Source organism: Cupriavidus sp. HE11 (genome assembly GCF_056097175.1).
The window spans coordinates 1,756,362-1,772,292 of record NZ_CP184464.1 but is presented as its reverse complement, the minus strand read 5'-3'; the positions used below and the strand labels follow the sequence as shown (position 1 = coordinate 1,772,292).

Here is a 15,931-nt window from a genome sequence, read left to right as displayed (position 1 = left end):
AGCGTCCGGCAATGTCATAAATACTGGTATTGGGAAAAATGCGACTGCGGATATACTTTGCCGCTATCTTAATGCGGCATCGCATCGGCAGGGCGGGACCACCCCAAACACACGTCAGAAACGACCCGAAACATGCTACCAATCTATGCCTACGTCGAGCATCTGCTGGCAAGCCTTGTGCTGCTGGTCGTGTTCGTCGGAGTCTACACCAGGATCACGCCGTTCCACGAGTTCACGCTGATCCGCCAGGGCAACGTGGCGGCCGCGCTGTCGCTGGGCGGCAGCACGCTTGGCTTCTGCTTCACGCTGTCATCGAGCATCCAGCATAACGACACCTTCCTGATGTTCCTGGTGTGGTCGCTCGGAGCGATGGTGGTGCAGGCCGTGGTCTACGCCGCGCTGGCGCGCGCGCTGCCGGACATGGACGCGGCCATCGAATCGAACAACATCGCCATGGGCGGCCTGATGGGCACGATCTCGGTCACGGTCGGGGTGCTCAACGCGGCCTGCCTGTCCTGACGCCTGGCGGGCGCGCGGCAAAGCATTCACCCTTCGAGAGGTGCTGAAATGAGTATCGGGTCATTTATCAAGAAGCAGTTCATCGACATCCTCCAGTGGACCGAGGATACGGACGGCGTGCTGGCCTGGCGCCACCCGATGGAGGACATGGAGATCCAGTACGGCGGCAGCCTGACCGTGCGCGAATCGCAGATGGCGGTCTTCGTCAACGAAGGCAAGATCGCCGACGTGTTCGGGCCCGGCATGTACAAGCTGACCACCCAGACGCTGCCGGTGCTGACGTACCTGAAGAACTGGGACAAGCTGTTCGAATCGCCGTTCAAGTCGGATGTCTACTTCTTCAGCACCCGCCTGCAGATCGGCCGCAAGTGGGGCACGGCCCAGCCGATCACGATCCGCGATGCGGACTTCGGCATGGTGCGGCTGCGCGCGTTCGGGCTGTACTCGTACAAGATTGCCGACCCGAAGCTGTTCTATACCGAGATCAGCGGCACGCGCGCCGAGTACACGCGCGACGAGGTGGAAGAACAGCTGCGCAACCTGCTGATCGCCACCATGACCAGCACGCTGGGCGCGTCGTCGATTCCGTTCCTGGACATGGCGGCCAACCAGACGCTGATGGCGCAGGCCATCCGCGACAAGCTGGTGCCCGAGTTCGCGCGTTATGGCGTGGCGCTGGACAACTTCGCGGTGACCAACGTGTCGCTGCCCGAGGAACTGCAGAAGGCCATCGACACGCGTATCTCGATGGGCATGATGGGCGATATGGCGAAGTACACCCAGTACCAGGTAGCCAGCTCGATCCCGCTGGCGGCGCAGAACGAAGGCGGCGTGGCCGGCCTGGGCGCAGGCCTGGCGGCCGGTGCGGCGATGGGCCAGGCCATGGCCGGTGGGCTGGTGGGCGGCGTGGCGGGCATCCCGGGCGTGGCGGGCGCTACCCCGGCGGCTGCGGCTGCGGGCGCTGCAGCCGGTGCGGCGGCCGCCGACGACCCCGCCGCACGGCTGGGCAAGCTCAAGGAACTGCTCGACAAGGGCCTGATCTCGCAGGTGGAATTCGATTCGGCCAAGGCGGAGATCCTGAAGAAACTGGTCGGCTGATTCCGGATGCAAACGGTCAACTGTCCGGGCTGCGGCGCGGAGGTCAGCTTTCGTTCGTCCGCCGCGGTCATGGCGGTCTGCGAGTACTGCCACACCACCTTGCTGCGCGAGGCCGACCAGGTGCGCGACATCGGCAAGATGTCGGCCGTGCTGGAGGACTACACGCCGCTGCAGCTCAACACCAGCGGGGTCTGGCAGGAGCAGGGCTTCACGCTGGTGGGCCGCATCCAGCTGCGCTATGACGCCGGGCTGTGGAACGAGTGGTACCTGCTGTTCGACGATGGCAGCGACGGCTGGCTGGCCGATGCATCGGGCCAGTACATGCTCACGCGGCGCGTGCCGGCGGAGGACGCCAGGAAGGCATCGGTTAGCCGGGCACCTGCCTTCGAGCACCTGCGCCCCGGCGAGCCGATGTACTACGGCAACCTGCGCTTCGAGGCCAGCGACGTGCGCGCGGCGCGCTGCACCGGCGGCGAGGGCGAGCTGCCGTTCCAGGTGGGCGCCGGCTGGACCGCCCAGGTGGCCGATTTCCGCGCCGCCGACAAATTCCTGACGCTCGACTATGCCGATGGCTACCCGCCCGCGTACTACACGGGCGACATGGTCACGCTGCCGCAGCTCAAGGCCCAGTTCCTGCGCGAAACCGATGCCATCAGCGCCACCGCCGACCGCTATCGCGGCAAGGCCGTGCCGCTGTCGTGTCCCCACTGCGGCAGCCCGATCAGCTGGCGCCCCGGCGTGGCGAACTTCGTGGTCTGCCCAAGCTGCCATAGCGAGGTGGACTGCACCACGTCCACGGCCATCGTGCTCGAAAAGCACGCCGAGATCGAGGCGCTGCAGACCAGCCTGACACCGGGCGAGGTGGGCCAGATCGACGGCAAGCCCTATACGGTGCTGGGGCTGGTCCAGTGCATCGACGATGACGACGAAGATGCGTCGACATGGGTCGAGTACCTGCTGTTCAACGAGCAGAGCGGGCTCATCTGGCTGGTGGAGCAGGATGCCGGCTGGGACCGCGTGCAGGTGCTCGATGTCTGGCCCGATACCTCGAAGCCGGCCGCGGTGACGCTGGCCGGGCAGAAGTACGAAAAGGGCTTCCACTACAAGAGCACGGTGCTCTATGCCGCCGGTACGTTCAACTGGCGCGTGCAGGCTGGCGACGCCACGTGGCTGACGGAATACGGGCCGCCCGTACGACGCCTGACGCGCGAGGCGTCGCCGACCGAGATCGTCTGGACCCGCTCGACCATGGTCAGCCGCATGCAGCTGGCGCAATGGTTCAAGGGCAACAAGGCGCTGGTCGCGCTGAAGAACGAGCGCGACGGCAAGCGTGCCGCGGCGCCGGCCGGTGATCTGGCCTATTGCCGCAATACGGCCTGGGGCGTGGCCGTCGTCATGTGGCTGCTGAACGGGCCGCTGGCGCTTTTTGGCAACGGCAACTTCACGGGGCTGATGATGGGCACGCTGCTGCTGTGGGCGCCGCTGTGGGTGGTGCAGTACGTGACCGATCCGGAGTCGCGCAGCCGTGACCGCGATGTCGGCGGGGATGCGGATGGCGACGGCGATTAAGAGAGGCTGATACGTGCGTTTCCTGTTCCTGGTCTACGGAATCATCATCCTGTTCGGCGTCACGTTCTACACGATGGCGTCGATGGGCGATTCGTCCTCGTCGGGCAAGGGGGGGCGCTCGTCGGCACGCGGCTGGAGTGGCTCCAGCGGCAGCGGCTGGTCGTCCGGCGGTGGCCACAAGTAAGCGACGAGCCCGCCATGAACGCCCCAAAGCCGATCTGTCCACCCGTGCTGGGCCACCATCTGCTGCTCGACATGCAGGGGGTGGCTGCGCCATTGCTGACCGACGCCACGCTGATCGAGCGCGTGCTGCGCGATGCCGCGCACGCCGCCGGCGCCACGCCGCTGGACGCACGGCTCCATCATTTCGGCCCCGGGCTGGGCGTCACGGGCGTGCTGCTGCTCAAGGAATCGCATATCAGCATCCACACCTGGCCCGAGTACGGCTTCGCCGCGGTGGATATCTTCATGTGCGGCACGGCCCGGCCGGAACTGGGCGTCGATGTCCTGGTGCGGGCGCTGTGCCCGGCCAACTGGCACGTGCGAGACCATGCGCGCGGCCCGGGTACTGCACGTCCGGCCTGACGGGTCTACACTATCGCTGAACCCTGTAATTGCTACAGGGATGAATCACCGATTCCAGTGCGGAGACCTGACCATGCGCATCGGCGAACTGTCGCGCCATAGCGGCTGCGACGTGGAAACCATCCGGTACTACGAGCGCGAAGGGCTGCTTGATGCCCCGCAGCGCGAGGACAACGGCTACCGCCGCTATGGCGATGGCCATCTGGTGCAACTGAATTTCGTGCGCCACTGCCGCTCGCTGGGCATGAGCCTGGCCGATGTGCGCCGGCTGCGGGATTTCCAGCGCAATCCGTCGCTGGCCTGCGACGACATCGACACGTTGCTGGATCGCCAGATCGAGCAGATTCACGCCCAACGTGTGGCGCTTGAGGCTCTTGAGGGCCAGCTCCGCGCCTTGCGCCACACCTGCGAGAACCCGAATCCGCATCCGGCCAGCGAATGCGGCATCCTCCAGAACCTGCAGCAGGCCGCCGAAGGCGCTGGCTGCGAGTGCCACCCGAGCCACGTACGGCACTGAACCGCCTGGCAGTTCACGCACGGTGAGTCCCTGCGAGAGCAGGGGATGTTTCTCATCGGCCATGTCGGGATGGCTGTGCTAGCATGGCCGTTCGCGTCCGAGAGACGCCTTTTTCCGAAATTTCCTACGATGTCTCGCCACTTTCCGTCCGCCGCCCTTGTCCTGGTTCGCACTATGCGACCGGCGCGCGCGCGCACGGTGGCGCAGCCCATCACCGCCACCCGCCGGATCAACGCCCCGCTTGATCCTGCCCGGTTCCCGGCCTGACCGACCCCACTCCTGAGCAGCAAGGGTCCGGTGCCGAACCGGGCCCGAGCCACCACGCTTTTCCGCTGTAACACCACCGGCGCCTGTGCGCGCCGGCCCGACCGATTTCCCAACGGCTGCCGCCTGCGCCGGATCGTTGTACCGACACGCGGCCGCCGCTTTTGCGAGAGGCACTGCCATGGCAAAGACCAAGAACCCGACCCTCTACCTGACCGAACTGGACGTGACGCGCCTGGAGGGCATCGCCAGCCGCGCCGGCACCGCCGAGCTTGACGAGATGCTCGACGAACTGCTGGCCCGCGCAGCCATCGTGTCGCCCGATGCCATTCCCAAGGATGTCGTGACGATGAACTCGCGCGTCGTCTGCACCCTGGAAGGCGAAGCCGCGCCGCGTGAGTGGACGCTGGCTTATCCCGACGACGCCGACCTGGCGGCCGGCCGCCTGTCGGTGCTGTCGCCGATCGGTCAGGCTCTGCTGGGCGCGCGCGCCGGCAAGACCGTGGACTATCGCCTGCCCAATGGCAACGCCCAGCGCGTGACCATCGTCAGCATCGCCTTCCAGCCCGAGGCCAGCGGCCACTACACGCTCTGAGCCCCTCTGCGCCTTGCGCGCGCTGCGAGTCCGGAAGCCTCGCAGCGCCTGTCACCTGCCCGTGCGCGTACCGCAGGGTAGGTGCCCAGTTCCGTACCGCGGAATAGCCCGCCTGGCGGCCATTCGGTCGCCAACCCCTACCGTTCATCCACAGACCCGGCATTTCACGGCGAGCAACGCACCATTCGTCGCAGCGGTATTTCTCGTAGAAGTGCTAGCCACTAACCTTCAGTCCGTGCTCGCATCGCTACACAGATAGCGCGTCCGGGCAGTTGTCAGCTGTATCCATAAAAAAGTTGTGAATCAGTTGAAGGAGTCCCAGATGAACGCCAAACGTATCCTTGGCGGCGCTCTCGTGCTCGCCGCGTTTGCCGCGTCGGCCGCTATCGCCGCGCCCGCCACGACCAAGAAGGTCGGAAAGTTCGACGTGTATGCCGATGCCGCGCGCCAAGGCAAGTTCGACACGTACAGTGAAGGCTCGAAGATCGGCAAGTACGATTTCTTCAGCGACGGCCAACGCAAGTTCGACACCTACACGGACGGTGCCCGCCAGGGCAAGTTCGACAGCTTCGGCGAAGGCGCACGCAGCTTCAGTGGCGAGATCTCCGGCTCCGCGCTGGACAACTCGCGCAACGGCGATCTGTACGGCTACAAGGTCTGATGACCTGTCAGTCCGCCAGAACGCAAATCGGCGGTTCCGGGTCACCCCCGGGCCGCCGATTCTGATTTCCGGTTTCTCTCCCACCTGCGCGACCGACCTCCTCCTTCTCTCTCAAGTCGCGCAGGTGATTTTTGCCCCGCCTGCAGTCCTCGTCGTTCCCCTCGTAGTACTTTCCTGATTTTTCCGAAGTACCGTCAGAGTTGCCGCTGCGCGAACGTGTCGCACTTGCGGATGTCTCCGGTCGTCAGGCCCTGGCGCAGCCAGCGCACGCGTTGTTCGCTGGTGCCGTGCGTGAACGCCTCGGGCACCACATAGCCCTGCGACTGCTTTTGCAGCCGGTCGTCGCCGATGGCGGCGGCAGCCTTCAGGCCCTGTTCGATATCGCCCGGTTCCAGCAGCTGCTGGTTGAGCTTGCCGGCCGTGGCGGCCCAGACACCGGCCAGGCAGTCGGCCTGCAGTTCCATGCGCACGGAAAGCTGGTTGGCCTGCGCCTCGCCCATGCGGCGGCGCGCGGCGTCCACCTTGTTCGATACGCCAAGCAGGTTCTGTACGTGATGGCCGACTTCGTGCGCGATCACATAGGCCTGCGCAAAGTCACCGCCGGCGCCAAAGCGCTGGCGCAGTTCGTTGTAGAACGACAGGTCGATATAGACTTTCTGGTCGGCCGGACAGTAGAACGGCCCCATGGCCGACTGCCCCGTGCCGCACGCGGTGGGCGTGGCACCGGTGAACATCACCAGCGTGGGCGGTGCATAGCGGCGGTTCAGGTCGGTTTCGAAGATGTGTTCCCAGGTGCGCTCGGTATTGCCCAGCACCTTGCGCGTGAACACGGACAACTGGTCGGCGGCGGGCGGCCGGTGCGGCTGCGCCTGCGATTGCGGTGCCGGTTGCTGCTGGCCCTGGATCACCGACGCGCCCTGGAAAATCAGCGACGGATCGATGCCAAAGAAGTACGACGCGGCCAGCGCAATGATGACCGTGCCAATCCCGATCGACTTGCCGCCGATCGGCAAGCCGAATCCGCCACCTCCACCGCGGCGGTCCTCCACATTCTGGCTTTCGGCTTCGTCATCGAGACGCATCTTGTTACGCTCCGTCGGCGGTTCTGTTATGCCGATGGAGTATAGCAACGGCAATGGCAACCGCGCCTTGCGCCCCGGCGGCACGCACGTATCGCGATGTCAAAAAAAGCGCCGCCCGCGCCAATCGGGCTGGATCGGCGCGGGCGGCGGGTTGGACAGGGGGTCAGCCCGTCCTACGCAAGGGAAATCGCGATGTGTCGTGCAGTCGTCAGACGGTGGCCGATGCGGGGGCCCTGCTGATGTCCAGCGCGGCCACTTCCGTGCCTACCTCTGCGACGCGCAGCAGGTTGGTCGTGCCGCCCTGGCCGAACGGCATGCCGGCCGCGATGGTGATCTGGTCGCCCGGTGCGGCATAGCCTTCCACCAGCGCGGCGCGTGCCGCGGCCTCCACCATCTCGTCCACGCTCTGCACGTCCGGGCTCACCGTCGAATGCACACCCCATGTGATGGCCAGCCGGCGTGCGATGTCCAGGTTCGGCGTGATACTGACGATCGGTGCGCACGGCCGTTCGCGTGCGGCGCGCAGTGCGGTGGCCCCAGACGACGTGTACGTCACCGTGGCCTTGGCGCCGATGATGTGCGTGACCTCGCGCAGCGCGGCGCAGATTGCGTCCTGGCGCGTGGAAAGCGGCACCTCGTGCTGGGCGTCGATCATGTTGCGGTAGAGCGGATCGCGCTCCACCTCGGTGATGATGCGATCCATCATCGACACGGCCGGCACCGGATGGCGACCGTTGGCCGACTCGGCCGACAGCATCACCGCATCGGCGCCGTCGTAGATGGCGCTGGCCACGTCCGAGGCCTCGGCGCGCGTGGGCACCGGCGAATCGATCATCGATTCCAGCATCTGCGTGGCGATCACCACCGGCTTGCCCAGCTGGCGGCAGACGCGCAGGATGCGCTTCTGCACGCCGGGCACGCGCTCGGGCGGCAGTTCCACGCCCAGGTCGCCACGCGCCACCATCACGGCATCGGACACGCGCACGATCTCGTCAAGCTGCTGCAGCGCGGCCGGCTTCTCGATCTTCGACAGCACGCCGGCACGCGTGCCGATGATCTCGCGCGCCTCGACGATATCCGACGGCCGCTGCACGAACGACAGCGCAATCCAGTCGGCGCCCAGTTCCAGCGCGAACGCCAGGTCCTTGCGGTCCTTGTCGGTCAGCGCGGGGATCGGGATCACGGCGTCGGGCACGTTCACGCCCTTGCGGTCGGACAGCGTGCCGTTGTTGGCCACGCGCGTGGTGATGCTGCCTGCCGACACCGACTCGATGTTCAGGCGCACCTTGCCATCGTCGATCAGCAGCGACTGTCCCGAGCTGGCGGCCTTGAACAGCTCCGGGTGCGGCAGGTAGACGCGCGTGCCGTCGCCGGGTGTGGGGTCGCTGTCCAGCACGAACGTGTCGCCGGTGCGCACCGCAACCTTGCCCACGGCAAACGTGCCGATGCGCAGCTTGGGGCCCTGCAGGTCGGCCAGGATTGCGATGGGGCGGCCGGTCTCGGCCTCCACCTGGCGCACGGCGTCGTAGCGGGCGCGATGGTCATCGTGCGTGCCGTGGCTGAAGTTCAGGCGGAACACGTCGGCTCCGGCGTCGAACAGCTGGCGGATCACCGCGATGTCCGAGCTGGCCGGGCCCAGGGTGGCCAAGATCTTCGCTTTGCGCTGGCGTCTCATGAAAGTCTCCTTCTCCATCCTCTTTTATGCTGCAGCTCGCGATCTCAGACGATCAGGATCGCGCGGAAATCGTTGACGTTGGTGCGGGTCGGGCCGGTCACGATCAGGTCGTCGATACCGGCAAAGAAGCCGTACCCGTCGTTGTTGTCCAGGTGGGCGCGGGCCGACAGGCCACGTGCGGCGGCGCGCGTCAGCGTGTCGGGGCCCAGCAGCGCACCGGCGTTGTCTTCGGAACCATCGATGCCGTCGGTGTCGCCGGCAATCGCATGTACGCCGGGCAGGCCGTCCAGTGCCACGGCCAGCGACAGCAGGAATTCGGCATTGCGGCCGCCCCGGCCGTTGCCGCGCACCGTGACCGTGGTCTCGCCGCCGGACAGGATCACGCACGGCTTCTGGAACGGCTGCCCGTGGGCGACGATCTGGCGGGCGATGGCCGCATGCACTTCGGCCACGTCACGGGCTTCGCCTTCGATGCTGTCCGACAGGATGTGCGCGGTCAGGCCCAGTTCGCGCGCGCGGGCCGCAGCGGCTTCCAGCGACTGCTGCGCGCTGGCGAGCGTGACGCTGCGGTGGCCGTCGAAGCGGGCATCGCCGGGCTTGGGCGTTTCACCGGCGCCAGACTCCAGATGTGCGCGCACGTTGGCGGGCAGGTCGATGTCGTACTTGGCAATGACCGCAAGCGCGTCGGCGCACGTGGTGGCGTCGGGCAGCGTGGGGCCGCTGGCGATCAGCGTCGGATCATCGCCGGGGATATCGGAAATCAGCAGCGTTTCCACGCGGGCCGGTGCGCAGGCCAGGGCCAGGCGGCCACCCTTGAGCGCGGAAAGATGCTTGCGCACGCAGTTCATCTCGCCAATGCTGGCACCGCTGCGCAGCAGCGCCTTGTTCACGGCCTGCTTGTCGGCCAGCGTGATGCCGGGCGCAGGGGCGGCCAGCAATGCCGAGCCGCCGCCAGAAATCAGGCAAAGTACGAGGTCATCGGCAGTCAGGCCCTGCACCAGTTCCACCATGCGCTGCGCGGCCTGCTGGCCTGCGGCATCGGGCACGGGGTGCGCGGCCTCTACCACTTCGATGCGGTGGCAGTCGGCGCCATGGTCATAGCGCGTGACCACCAGACCCGACAGTTCGCCTTGCCAGTGCGCGTCCACGGCCTGTGCCATCGCGGCGGCGGCCTTGCCTGCGCCGATTACCACGGTGCGGCCCTTTGGCGGCTGCGGCAGGTGCGGCGGCAGGCAATGGCTGGCACTTACAGCGGCCACTGCCGTATCGAACAGGTCGCGCAGCAGCGTGCGGGCCTGGGCGGGGTTGCGATAGTCGGTCTGCCGCTGTGGCGAAAGCAGGGCGGCGTTGGCGTCGGTGGCGAACATGCGAATCCTGAGGAATCTTGGGGAAAAACGATGCAGTCGCCTTCACGCGAAGGCGACTGCAATACTGCTATTGCACTAGCAATTACTTCGCGGCCTTGGCGATTTCGTGATTCGACATGATCTCGATCGCGCGGCACAGCGCCGAGTGGTCGAGCTTGCCGAAGCCGTTGGCGGCGCATGCGTTGAACAGTTCCTGCGCGGCCGACGTGTTCGGCAGCGACACGCCCAGCGCCTTCGCGCCCTGCAGTGCCAGGTTCAGGTCCTTCTGGTGCAGTTCGATGCGGAAGCCCGGATCGAACGTGCGCTTGACCATGCGCTCGCCATGCACTTCAAGAATCCGCGATGCCGCGAAGCCGCCCATCAGGGCCTGGCGCACCTTGGCCGGATCGGCGCCAGCCTTCGAGGCGAACAGCAGCGCTTCGGACACGGCCTGGATGTTCAGCGCCACGATGATCTGGTTGGCCACCTTGGTGGTCTGGCCGTCGCCGTTGCCGCCCACCAGCGTGATGTTCTTGCCCATCAGGTCGAACAGCGGCTTCACTTCGTCGAACGCTTCCGACGGGCCGCCCACCATGATCGTCAGCGACGCGGCCTTGGCACCCACTTCGCCGCCCGACACCGGGGCGTCCAGGTACGACGCGCCCAGCTTGTTGATGCGCGCGGCAAAGTCCTTGGTGGCGATGGGCGAGATCGAGCTCATGTCGACCACGATCTTGCCGTAGGTGGCTTCCTTGCCGGCGGCCTTGTAGGCGGCGGCAATGCCCTTTTCGGCGAACAGCACGGCTTCCACGTGCGGGGTGTCCGGCACCATGACGATCACGATGTCGGCGCGCTTTGCCACTTCTTCGGCGCTGGTGCAGACGGTGACGCCTGCGTCGACCAGGGCCTGCGGGGCCGGGTTCACGTCATGCACGAACAGCGTGTGGCCGGCGGCGCGCAGGTGACCTGCCATCGGGGCGCCCATGATGCCCAGGCCGATAAAGCCGACGTTGCGTTGGTTTGCCATGTTGATGTCTCCAGAGGATCAGATTGAGATTGTTTTCTCCCCTCTCCCATGAATGTGAGAGGGGCGGGGGAGAGGGCCAGCCGTTCAAATTGCCACTATCGGCAAGCAGGGCCTTGTTGCCCTCTCCCCCAACCCCTCTCCCGCCTGGCGGGAGAGGGGAGCAATTCAGCGGTACTTCAAATGCCGTGTGCGGCGCGCCAGCCCAGGCCGGCTTCGGTCGTGGTCTTCGGCTTGTATTCGCAGCCGATCCAGCCCTGATAGCCGATCTCGTCAAGGAAGCGGAACAGGTACTGGTAGTTCAGTTCGCCGGTGCCCGGTTCGTTGCGGCCGGGGTTGTCGGCCAACTGCACATGCTTGATCTTCGGCAGGTTGGCGCGGATCGTGTTGGCGATCTCGCCCTCCATGCGCTGCATGTGATAGATGTCGTACTGCACGTAGAGATTGGGCGCGTTGACCTGGCCGATCAGGTCGACGGCCTGCTGCGTGCGCGACAGGAAGAAGCCGGGAATGTCGAACGTGTTGATCGGCTCGACCAGCAGGTCGATGTGTTCCTTTGCCAGCGCGTTGGCGGCAAAGCGCAGGTTCTCGACCAGCGTCTCGTTGGCCTGCTCGCGCTTGACGTTCTGCGGCAGGATGCCCACCAGGCAGTTCAGTTGCCGGACACCCAGCACCTTCGCGTACTTGATGGCCTCGCCCACGCCGTCCTGGAATTCACCCACGCGATCCGGGTGGCAGGCAATGCCGCGCTCGCCGGCTTCCCACTTGCCGGCCGGCAGGTTGTGCAGCACCAGGTCCAGCTGGAAGCGGCTCAGGCGGTCGGCGATCTGGTCGGCGTGAAAGGCGTACGGGAACAGGAACTCCACGCCACGGAACCCGGCGCGGGCGGCGGCCTCGAAGCGGTCCAGGAAACCCACTTCGTTGAACAGCATCGTCAGGTTGGCTGCGAGCTTTGGCATTGTGATGTCTCTCTCGGTGTTGGGAAAAACGGTGGCCCAGCCGCCCCGGTGGAGCGGGGCGGAGGGCGTACTGCGGAAACGGCTTGTGATTGCGGCCTTGCGCCGCAGACTTACGCGGTGGTGGCCTCTTCGGCCAGGATCGCTTCTTCGGCGTCTTCCAGGTCTTCGATCGGCTCGAACTCGTTGATGTTGTCGATCTCGGTGCCCATCGCGATATTGGTCACGCGTTCCAGGATCACCTCCACGACGACCGGCACCGAGAACTCGGCCATCAGGTCGCGCGCTTCGGCAAAGGCCGGGGCGATGTCTTCCGGCTTGAACACGCGGATCGCCTTGCAGCCCAGGCCTTCCACGACCTTCACGTGGTCCACGCCATAGCCTTCCAGTTCCGGCGCGTTGACGTTGTCGAAGGCCAGCTGCACGCAGTAGTCCATCTCGAAGTTGCGCTGTGCCTGGCGGATCAGGCCCAGGTACGAGTTGTTCACCACCACGTGGATGTACGGCACCTTGAACTGCGCGGCCACGGCCAGTTCCTCGATCATGAACTGGAAGTCGTAGTCACCCGAGATGGCAACGATGTCCGAGTCCGGCGAGGCGGTCTTCACGCCGATGGCGGCGGGAATCGTCCAGCCCAGCGGGCCGGCCTGGCCGCAGTTGATCCAGTGGCGCGGCTGGTTCACCGACAGGAACTGCGCGGCGGCGATCTGCGACAGGCCGATCGTCGTCACGTAGCGCACGTCGCGCGGGAAGTACTGGTTCATCTCGCGGTACACGCGCTGCGGCTTGACCGGCACGTTGTCGAAGTCGCTCTTGCGCTTCATGGTGCGGCGGCGCTTCTGCACGTCGGCCACCCAGGCCTTGCGGCACGGCAGGCGGCCGGCCATCTTCATTTCGCGGGCCACTTCCACGAACAGTTCCAGCGCGGCCTTGGCGTCCGAGACGATGCCCAGGTCCGGGCCGAACACGCGGCCGATCTGCGTGGGCTCGATGTCCACGTGCACGAACTTGCGGCCCTTGGTGTAGACGTCGACGCTGCCGGTGTGGCGGTTGGCCCAGCGGTTGCCGATGCCCATCACGAAGTCCGAAGCCAGCAGCGTGGCGTTGCCGTAGCGGTGCGACGTCTGCAGGCCCACCATGCCGGCCTGCAGCGGGTGGTCATCGGCCAGCACGCCCCAGCCCATCAGCGTCGGCACGACCGGCACGTTGACCAGTTCGGCAAACTCGACCAGCAGTTCGTTGGCGTTGGCGTTGATCACGCCGCCACCGCAGACGATCAGCGGGCGCTCGGCCTGGTTCAGCATGCTGATGGCCTTCTCGATCTGCGCGCGGCTGGCGGCCGGCTTGTACGGCTGCAGCGGCTGGTACGTTTCCGGATCGAATTCGATCTCGGCCACCTGCACGTCGAACGGCAGGTCGATCAGTACCGGACCCGGGCGACCCGAGCGCATCAGGTGGAACGCCTGCTGGAACACCTGCGGCACCAGCGCCGGCTCGCGCACGGTCACGGCCCACTTGGTGACGGGCTTGGCAATCGATTCGATATCGACGGCCTGGAAATCCTCCTTGTACAGGCGGGCGCGCGGCGCCTGGCCCGTGATGCAGAGGATGGGAATCGAGTCGGCCCAGGCCGAGTACAGGCCCGTGATCATGTCGGTGCCGGCGGGGCCCGAGGTACCGACGCAGACGCCGATATTGCCCGGTTCTGCACGGGTATAGCCCTCGGCCATGTGCGAGGCGCCTTCCACGTGGCGGGCCAGCAGGTGGCGGATCGAACCGGCCTTGCGCATGGCCGAGTAGAACGGGTTGATGGCGGCGCCAGGCACGCCGAACGCGGTGGTGATGCCTTCCTTTTCCAGTACGGCGATGGCCGCGTCGACTGCTCTCATCTTCGGCATGTCTCTCTCCAAAACGCTTAAATGAATGGGTGGGATTCGTTCTGGCGTTGATCCTATGCCCGCAGCGGGTGGGGATAAACAGAAGGGCGATCAGTTGATTCGATACCTGCCGTAAGGAATGCCGCAGCAAATGCCGCGCCAATGTGCATCTGGAGATACATATGGAGGGTACGGCAAGCCACTCCCCCGATACGTGGGGTTGGGGCAATTTGCTACGGTTTTCCCCTATCGGGGGCAACGGCGCCCGGGTCAAAATAGCGGGTTTGGAATTGCCTTGTCCCGCCATGTACACACGGCTGCCGACCACCTACGAACTGATGGAAGCGTTGCAGACCGCGCCGGCCGAAAAATCGCCGGACGGCCGGCTGGCAATGGTGTTGTGGGCCGGCTTTGTCCTGGCGCTGGTACCGACGCTGGTGGCGGGCGGGGCGCTGGTCTGGTGGCATCAGGTGCTGGCGCAGACACCGCCGGCCTGGCTGCCGCAGGCGTTTCACGTGCTGCTGGCCGTTAGCGGCGTGTTCTATGCCGGCGCATGGCTGGCGCGGCTGCTGGCCGGCCGTGATGCACTGCGTCATCCGATGCGCTGGCTGACCCGCCGAGTCGATGCCCAGAGCGCGGTCGAGAATGCGTTGCTGCTGCGCCTGGGCCGGATTCCGGCGCTGCAGCTGCGCGCGCGCGAACGCCGCGTCCTGCTCCAGGCGCGGCTGTGGGAAGGGGGCGCGCGCACGGTGGCGCTGGTCCTGGCACTGGCCCCGGCCGCCGTGGTGCTGGCCGATGGCCTGGCGGTGATGGCCCCCGGCCATGGGCCGACGCTGGTGGCGCTCTATGGCGTGGTGCTGGTCGGCGGCGGCGCGCTGGCGCTATTCGCCCAACTGCAATGCAGCGCGCCCCTGCGGCGTCTGGCCCACGTGCTGGGCGAGGCCGCCGAGATCAGCGAAAAGCTTGGCCGCTAGGCCGGGCCGCGTTTGTCCGGCGCCACCTCCGGCGTCATCCATAGCGTGAGACGGATGCACGGCATCGCCGTGCGGGGATGCGCACCATGGCGTCAATGCCTCACAATGTGACGGCAGGAGACAAATGGCGTTATGGACAAACTCAAACAAATCGAAGCATTCATCGCCGTGGTGGAACACGGCAGCATGGCCGCCGCGGCGCTGACGCAGAACGTGACGCCGGTCATGATTGGCCGGCGCATCAACGCGCTGGAAGCGCGCATCGGCGTCAAGCTGCTGCACCGGTCCACCCGTCGCATCGTGGTGACGGAGCAGGGCGCGGCGTTCATGGAGCAGTGCAAGAAGGCGCTGGCCGACCTTGACCGCGCCGAGATGCTGATCGCCGAAGGCAAGCACAAGGCCACCGGGCACCTGATCGTCTCGGCGCCGGCCGCCTTTGGCCGCAAGCACGTGGCGCCGCACGCGCCGGCTTTCCTGGCGGCCAATCCCGAAGTCCAGATCTCATTCAACCTGACCGACCGCGTGGTGGACCTGGTGCGCGAGGGCTATGACCTGGGCATCCGCATCGGCGGCGCCATCGACCCGAATTTCGTGGCGATCAAGCTCGCCACCAACAAGCGCGTGGTGTGCGGCACCCCCGCCTACTTCGCCAAACACGGCGTCCCGCATACGCTGGAAGACCTGGAAAAGCACAACTGCCTGGCGTTCAACCTGCAGGGCGGCCAGCAGCGCGGCTGGTACTTCCAGCAGAACGGCAAGACCGTGACGGTGCGGGTCAGCGGCAATCTCGACTGCAACGACGGCGAACTGCTGCACCGCTGGACCGGCGAGAGCCTGGGGCTGGGATGGCGGTCGACGTGGGAAATCCTGCCTCAACTGGAAAGCGGCGAACTGATCACCGTGCTCGATGAATTCGCGCTGCCCGACTACGACATCCTGGCCGTGTACCCGCAGCAGCGGCCCGTGCCGGCCAAGATCCGCTTCTTTATCGAACACCTGAAGCAGGCGTTCGCCAAGCCGGGCTACTGGACCGAGCGCGGCAGCAGCTGGACAGACGCCGCGCTGCGGCAGTCGGCCTGAGGGCAGGGACAGCTACAGGGAAAAGGAACGGGAAAGGGAAAAGGAGAGGGGTAGGGCAGGAAATCAGGCGGACGGCACCGAAACAACCGGTGGCCGGAAACGGGAGCCC

Annotated in this window: 16 protein-coding genes; 10 read left to right on the top strand and 6 right to left on the bottom strand. The window is 66.1% G+C overall.

Annotated features, from left to right (window positions below):
- Positions 1 to 132 precede the first annotated feature (132 nt).
- From ACOABP_RS08330 to ACOABP_RS08295, 8 genes are all read left to right on the top strand, one after another.
- Entirely contained in the window at positions 133 to 519 is a 387-nt protein-coding gene (locus tag ACOABP_RS08330) for a DUF350 domain-containing protein (protein WP_474227694.1), read from the top strand.
- A gap of 48 nt (positions 520 to 567) precedes the next feature.
- Positions 568 to 1,617: an SPFH domain-containing protein gene (locus tag ACOABP_RS08325; RefSeq protein ID WP_474227693.1), complete on the top strand. Its 1,050-nt coding sequence runs from the start codon at positions 568 to 570 to the stop codon at positions 1,615 to 1,617.
- A 6-nt stretch (positions 1,618 to 1,623) separates the two neighbouring features.
- Positions 1,624 to 3,186 carry a DUF4178 domain-containing protein gene (locus ACOABP_RS08320; RefSeq protein ID WP_474227692.1) on the top strand — a complete coding sequence of 521 codons (1,563 nt, stop codon included), beginning with the start codon at positions 1,624 to 1,626 and terminating at the stop codon, positions 3,184 to 3,186.
- A 13-nt stretch (positions 3,187 to 3,199) separates the two neighbouring features.
- Positions 3,200 to 3,370, top strand: a complete 171-nt coding sequence (locus ACOABP_RS08315; protein WP_474227691.1) for a hypothetical protein — start codon at positions 3,200 to 3,202, stop codon at positions 3,368 to 3,370.
- Positions 3,371 to 3,384: 14 nt separating this feature from the next.
- Positions 3,385 to 3,771: an adenosylmethionine decarboxylase gene (speD, locus tag ACOABP_RS08310; RefSeq protein WP_474227690.1), complete on the top strand. Its 387-nt coding sequence runs from the start codon at positions 3,385 to 3,387 to the stop codon at positions 3,769 to 3,771.
- Between the two features lie 73 nt (positions 3,772 to 3,844).
- Entirely contained in the window at positions 3,845 to 4,288 is a 444-nt protein-coding gene (locus ACOABP_RS08305) for a Cd(II)/Pb(II)-responsive transcriptional regulator (RefSeq protein ID WP_474227689.1), read from the top strand.
- A 445-nt stretch (positions 4,289 to 4,733) separates the two neighbouring features.
- Complete coding sequence (rnk, locus tag ACOABP_RS08300) at positions 4,734 to 5,147, top strand: nucleoside diphosphate kinase regulator (protein WP_066736736.1); 414 nt, start codon at positions 4,734 to 4,736, stop codon at positions 5,145 to 5,147.
- 322 nt (positions 5,148 to 5,469) lie between these two features.
- Positions 5,470 to 5,808: a hypothetical protein gene (locus ACOABP_RS08295; RefSeq protein ID WP_066736734.1), complete on the top strand. Its 339-nt coding sequence runs from the start codon at positions 5,470 to 5,472 to the stop codon at positions 5,806 to 5,808.
- 194 nt (positions 5,809 to 6,002) lie between these two features.
- Here ACOABP_RS08295 and ypfJ read toward each other — a convergent pair whose 3' ends face one another.
- The 6 genes from ypfJ to gcl form a co-directional block, all read right to left on the bottom strand.
- Entirely contained in the window at positions 6,003 to 6,890 is an 888-nt protein-coding gene (gene ypfJ, locus ACOABP_RS08290; RefSeq protein WP_066736729.1) for a KPN_02809 family neutral zinc metallopeptidase, read from the bottom strand.
- Positions 6,891 to 7,098: 208 nt separating this feature from the next.
- Complete coding sequence (gene pyk / locus ACOABP_RS08285; RefSeq protein WP_474227688.1) at positions 7,099 to 8,565, bottom strand: pyruvate kinase; 1,467 nt, start codon at positions 8,563 to 8,565, stop codon at positions 7,099 to 7,101.
- A gap of 44 nt (positions 8,566 to 8,609) precedes the next feature.
- Positions 8,610 to 9,932 (bottom strand): glycerate kinase type-2 family protein, encoded by a 1,323-nt coding sequence (locus ACOABP_RS08280; RefSeq protein WP_066736727.1) that lies wholly within the window; start codon positions 9,930 to 9,932, stop codon positions 8,610 to 8,612.
- Positions 9,933 to 10,014: 82 nt separating this feature from the next.
- Complete coding sequence (gene glxR, locus ACOABP_RS08275) at positions 10,015 to 10,938, bottom strand: 2-hydroxy-3-oxopropionate reductase (protein ID WP_474227687.1); 924 nt, start codon at positions 10,936 to 10,938, stop codon at positions 10,015 to 10,017.
- A gap of 176 nt (positions 10,939 to 11,114) precedes the next feature.
- Positions 11,115 to 11,894 (bottom strand): hydroxypyruvate isomerase, encoded by a 780-nt coding sequence (hyi, locus tag ACOABP_RS08270; protein WP_474227686.1) that lies wholly within the window; start codon positions 11,892 to 11,894, stop codon positions 11,115 to 11,117.
- Between the two features lie 110 nt (positions 11,895 to 12,004).
- Positions 12,005 to 13,789, bottom strand: a complete 1,785-nt coding sequence (gcl, locus tag ACOABP_RS08265; protein WP_474227685.1) for a glyoxylate carboligase — start codon at positions 13,787 to 13,789, stop codon at positions 12,005 to 12,007.
- A gap of 284 nt (positions 13,790 to 14,073) precedes the next feature.
- On the opposite strand from gcl, the gene ACOABP_RS08260 reads away from it, so the two are divergent.
- Both ACOABP_RS08260 and ACOABP_RS08255 read left to right on the top strand, forming a co-directional pair.
- Positions 14,074 to 14,742, top strand: coding sequence for a hypothetical protein (locus tag ACOABP_RS08260; RefSeq protein ID WP_066736718.1), 669 nt, complete (start codon positions 14,074 to 14,076; stop codon positions 14,740 to 14,742).
- A gap of 132 nt (positions 14,743 to 14,874) precedes the next feature.
- On the top strand, positions 14,875 to 15,822 hold the full coding sequence (locus tag ACOABP_RS08255) for a LysR family transcriptional regulator (protein ID WP_474227684.1): 948 nt from the start codon (positions 14,875 to 14,877) through the stop codon (positions 15,820 to 15,822).
- The last annotated feature ends 109 nt before the right edge of the window (positions 15,823 to 15,931 follow it).

Excerpts from the sequence above, each read along its gene's own strand:
- ACOABP_RS08330 (WP_474227694.1), top strand. The coding sequence starts at position 133 with ATGCTACCAATCTATGCCTACGTCGAGCATCTGCTGGCAAGCCTTGTG.
- ACOABP_RS08325 (WP_474227693.1), top strand. The coding sequence starts at position 568 with ATGAGTATCGGGTCATTTATCAAGAAGCAGTTCATCGACATCCTCCAG.
- ACOABP_RS08320 (WP_474227692.1), top strand. The coding sequence starts at position 1,624 with ATGCAAACGGTCAACTGTCCGGGCTGCGGCGCGGAGGTCAGCTTTCGT.
- speD (WP_474227690.1), top strand. The coding sequence starts at position 3,385 with ATGAACGCCCCAAAGCCGATCTGTCCACCCGTGCTGGGCCACCATCTG.
- ACOABP_RS08305 (WP_474227689.1), top strand. The coding sequence starts at position 3,845 with ATGCGCATCGGCGAACTGTCGCGCCATAGCGGCTGCGACGTGGAAACC.
- rnk (WP_066736736.1), top strand. The coding sequence starts at position 4,734 with ATGGCAAAGACCAAGAACCCGACCCTCTACCTGACCGAACTGGACGTG.
- ACOABP_RS08295 (WP_066736734.1), top strand. The coding sequence starts at position 5,470 with ATGAACGCCAAACGTATCCTTGGCGGCGCTCTCGTGCTCGCCGCGTTT.
- ypfJ (WP_066736729.1), bottom strand. The coding sequence starts at position 6,890 with ATGCGTCTCGATGACGAAGCCGAAAGCCAGAATGTGGAGGACCGCCGC.
- pyk (WP_474227688.1), bottom strand. The coding sequence starts at position 8,565 with ATGAGACGCCAGCGCAAAGCGAAGATCTTGGCCACCCTGGGCCCGGCC.
- ACOABP_RS08280 (WP_066736727.1), bottom strand. The coding sequence starts at position 9,932 with ATGTTCGCCACCGACGCCAACGCCGCCCTGCTTTCGCCACAGCGGCAG.
- glxR (WP_474227687.1), bottom strand. The coding sequence starts at position 10,938 with ATGGCAAACCAACGCAACGTCGGCTTTATCGGCCTGGGCATCATGGGC.
- hyi (WP_474227686.1), bottom strand. The coding sequence starts at position 11,894 with ATGCCAAAGCTCGCAGCCAACCTGACGATGCTGTTCAACGAAGTGGGT.
- gcl (WP_474227685.1), bottom strand. The coding sequence starts at position 13,789 with ATGCCGAAGATGAGAGCAGTCGACGCGGCCATCGCCGTACTGGAAAAG.
- ACOABP_RS08260 (WP_066736718.1), top strand. The coding sequence starts at position 14,074 with ATGTACACACGGCTGCCGACCACCTACGAACTGATGGAAGCGTTGCAG.
- ACOABP_RS08255 (WP_474227684.1), top strand. The coding sequence starts at position 14,875 with ATGGACAAACTCAAACAAATCGAAGCATTCATCGCCGTGGTGGAACAC.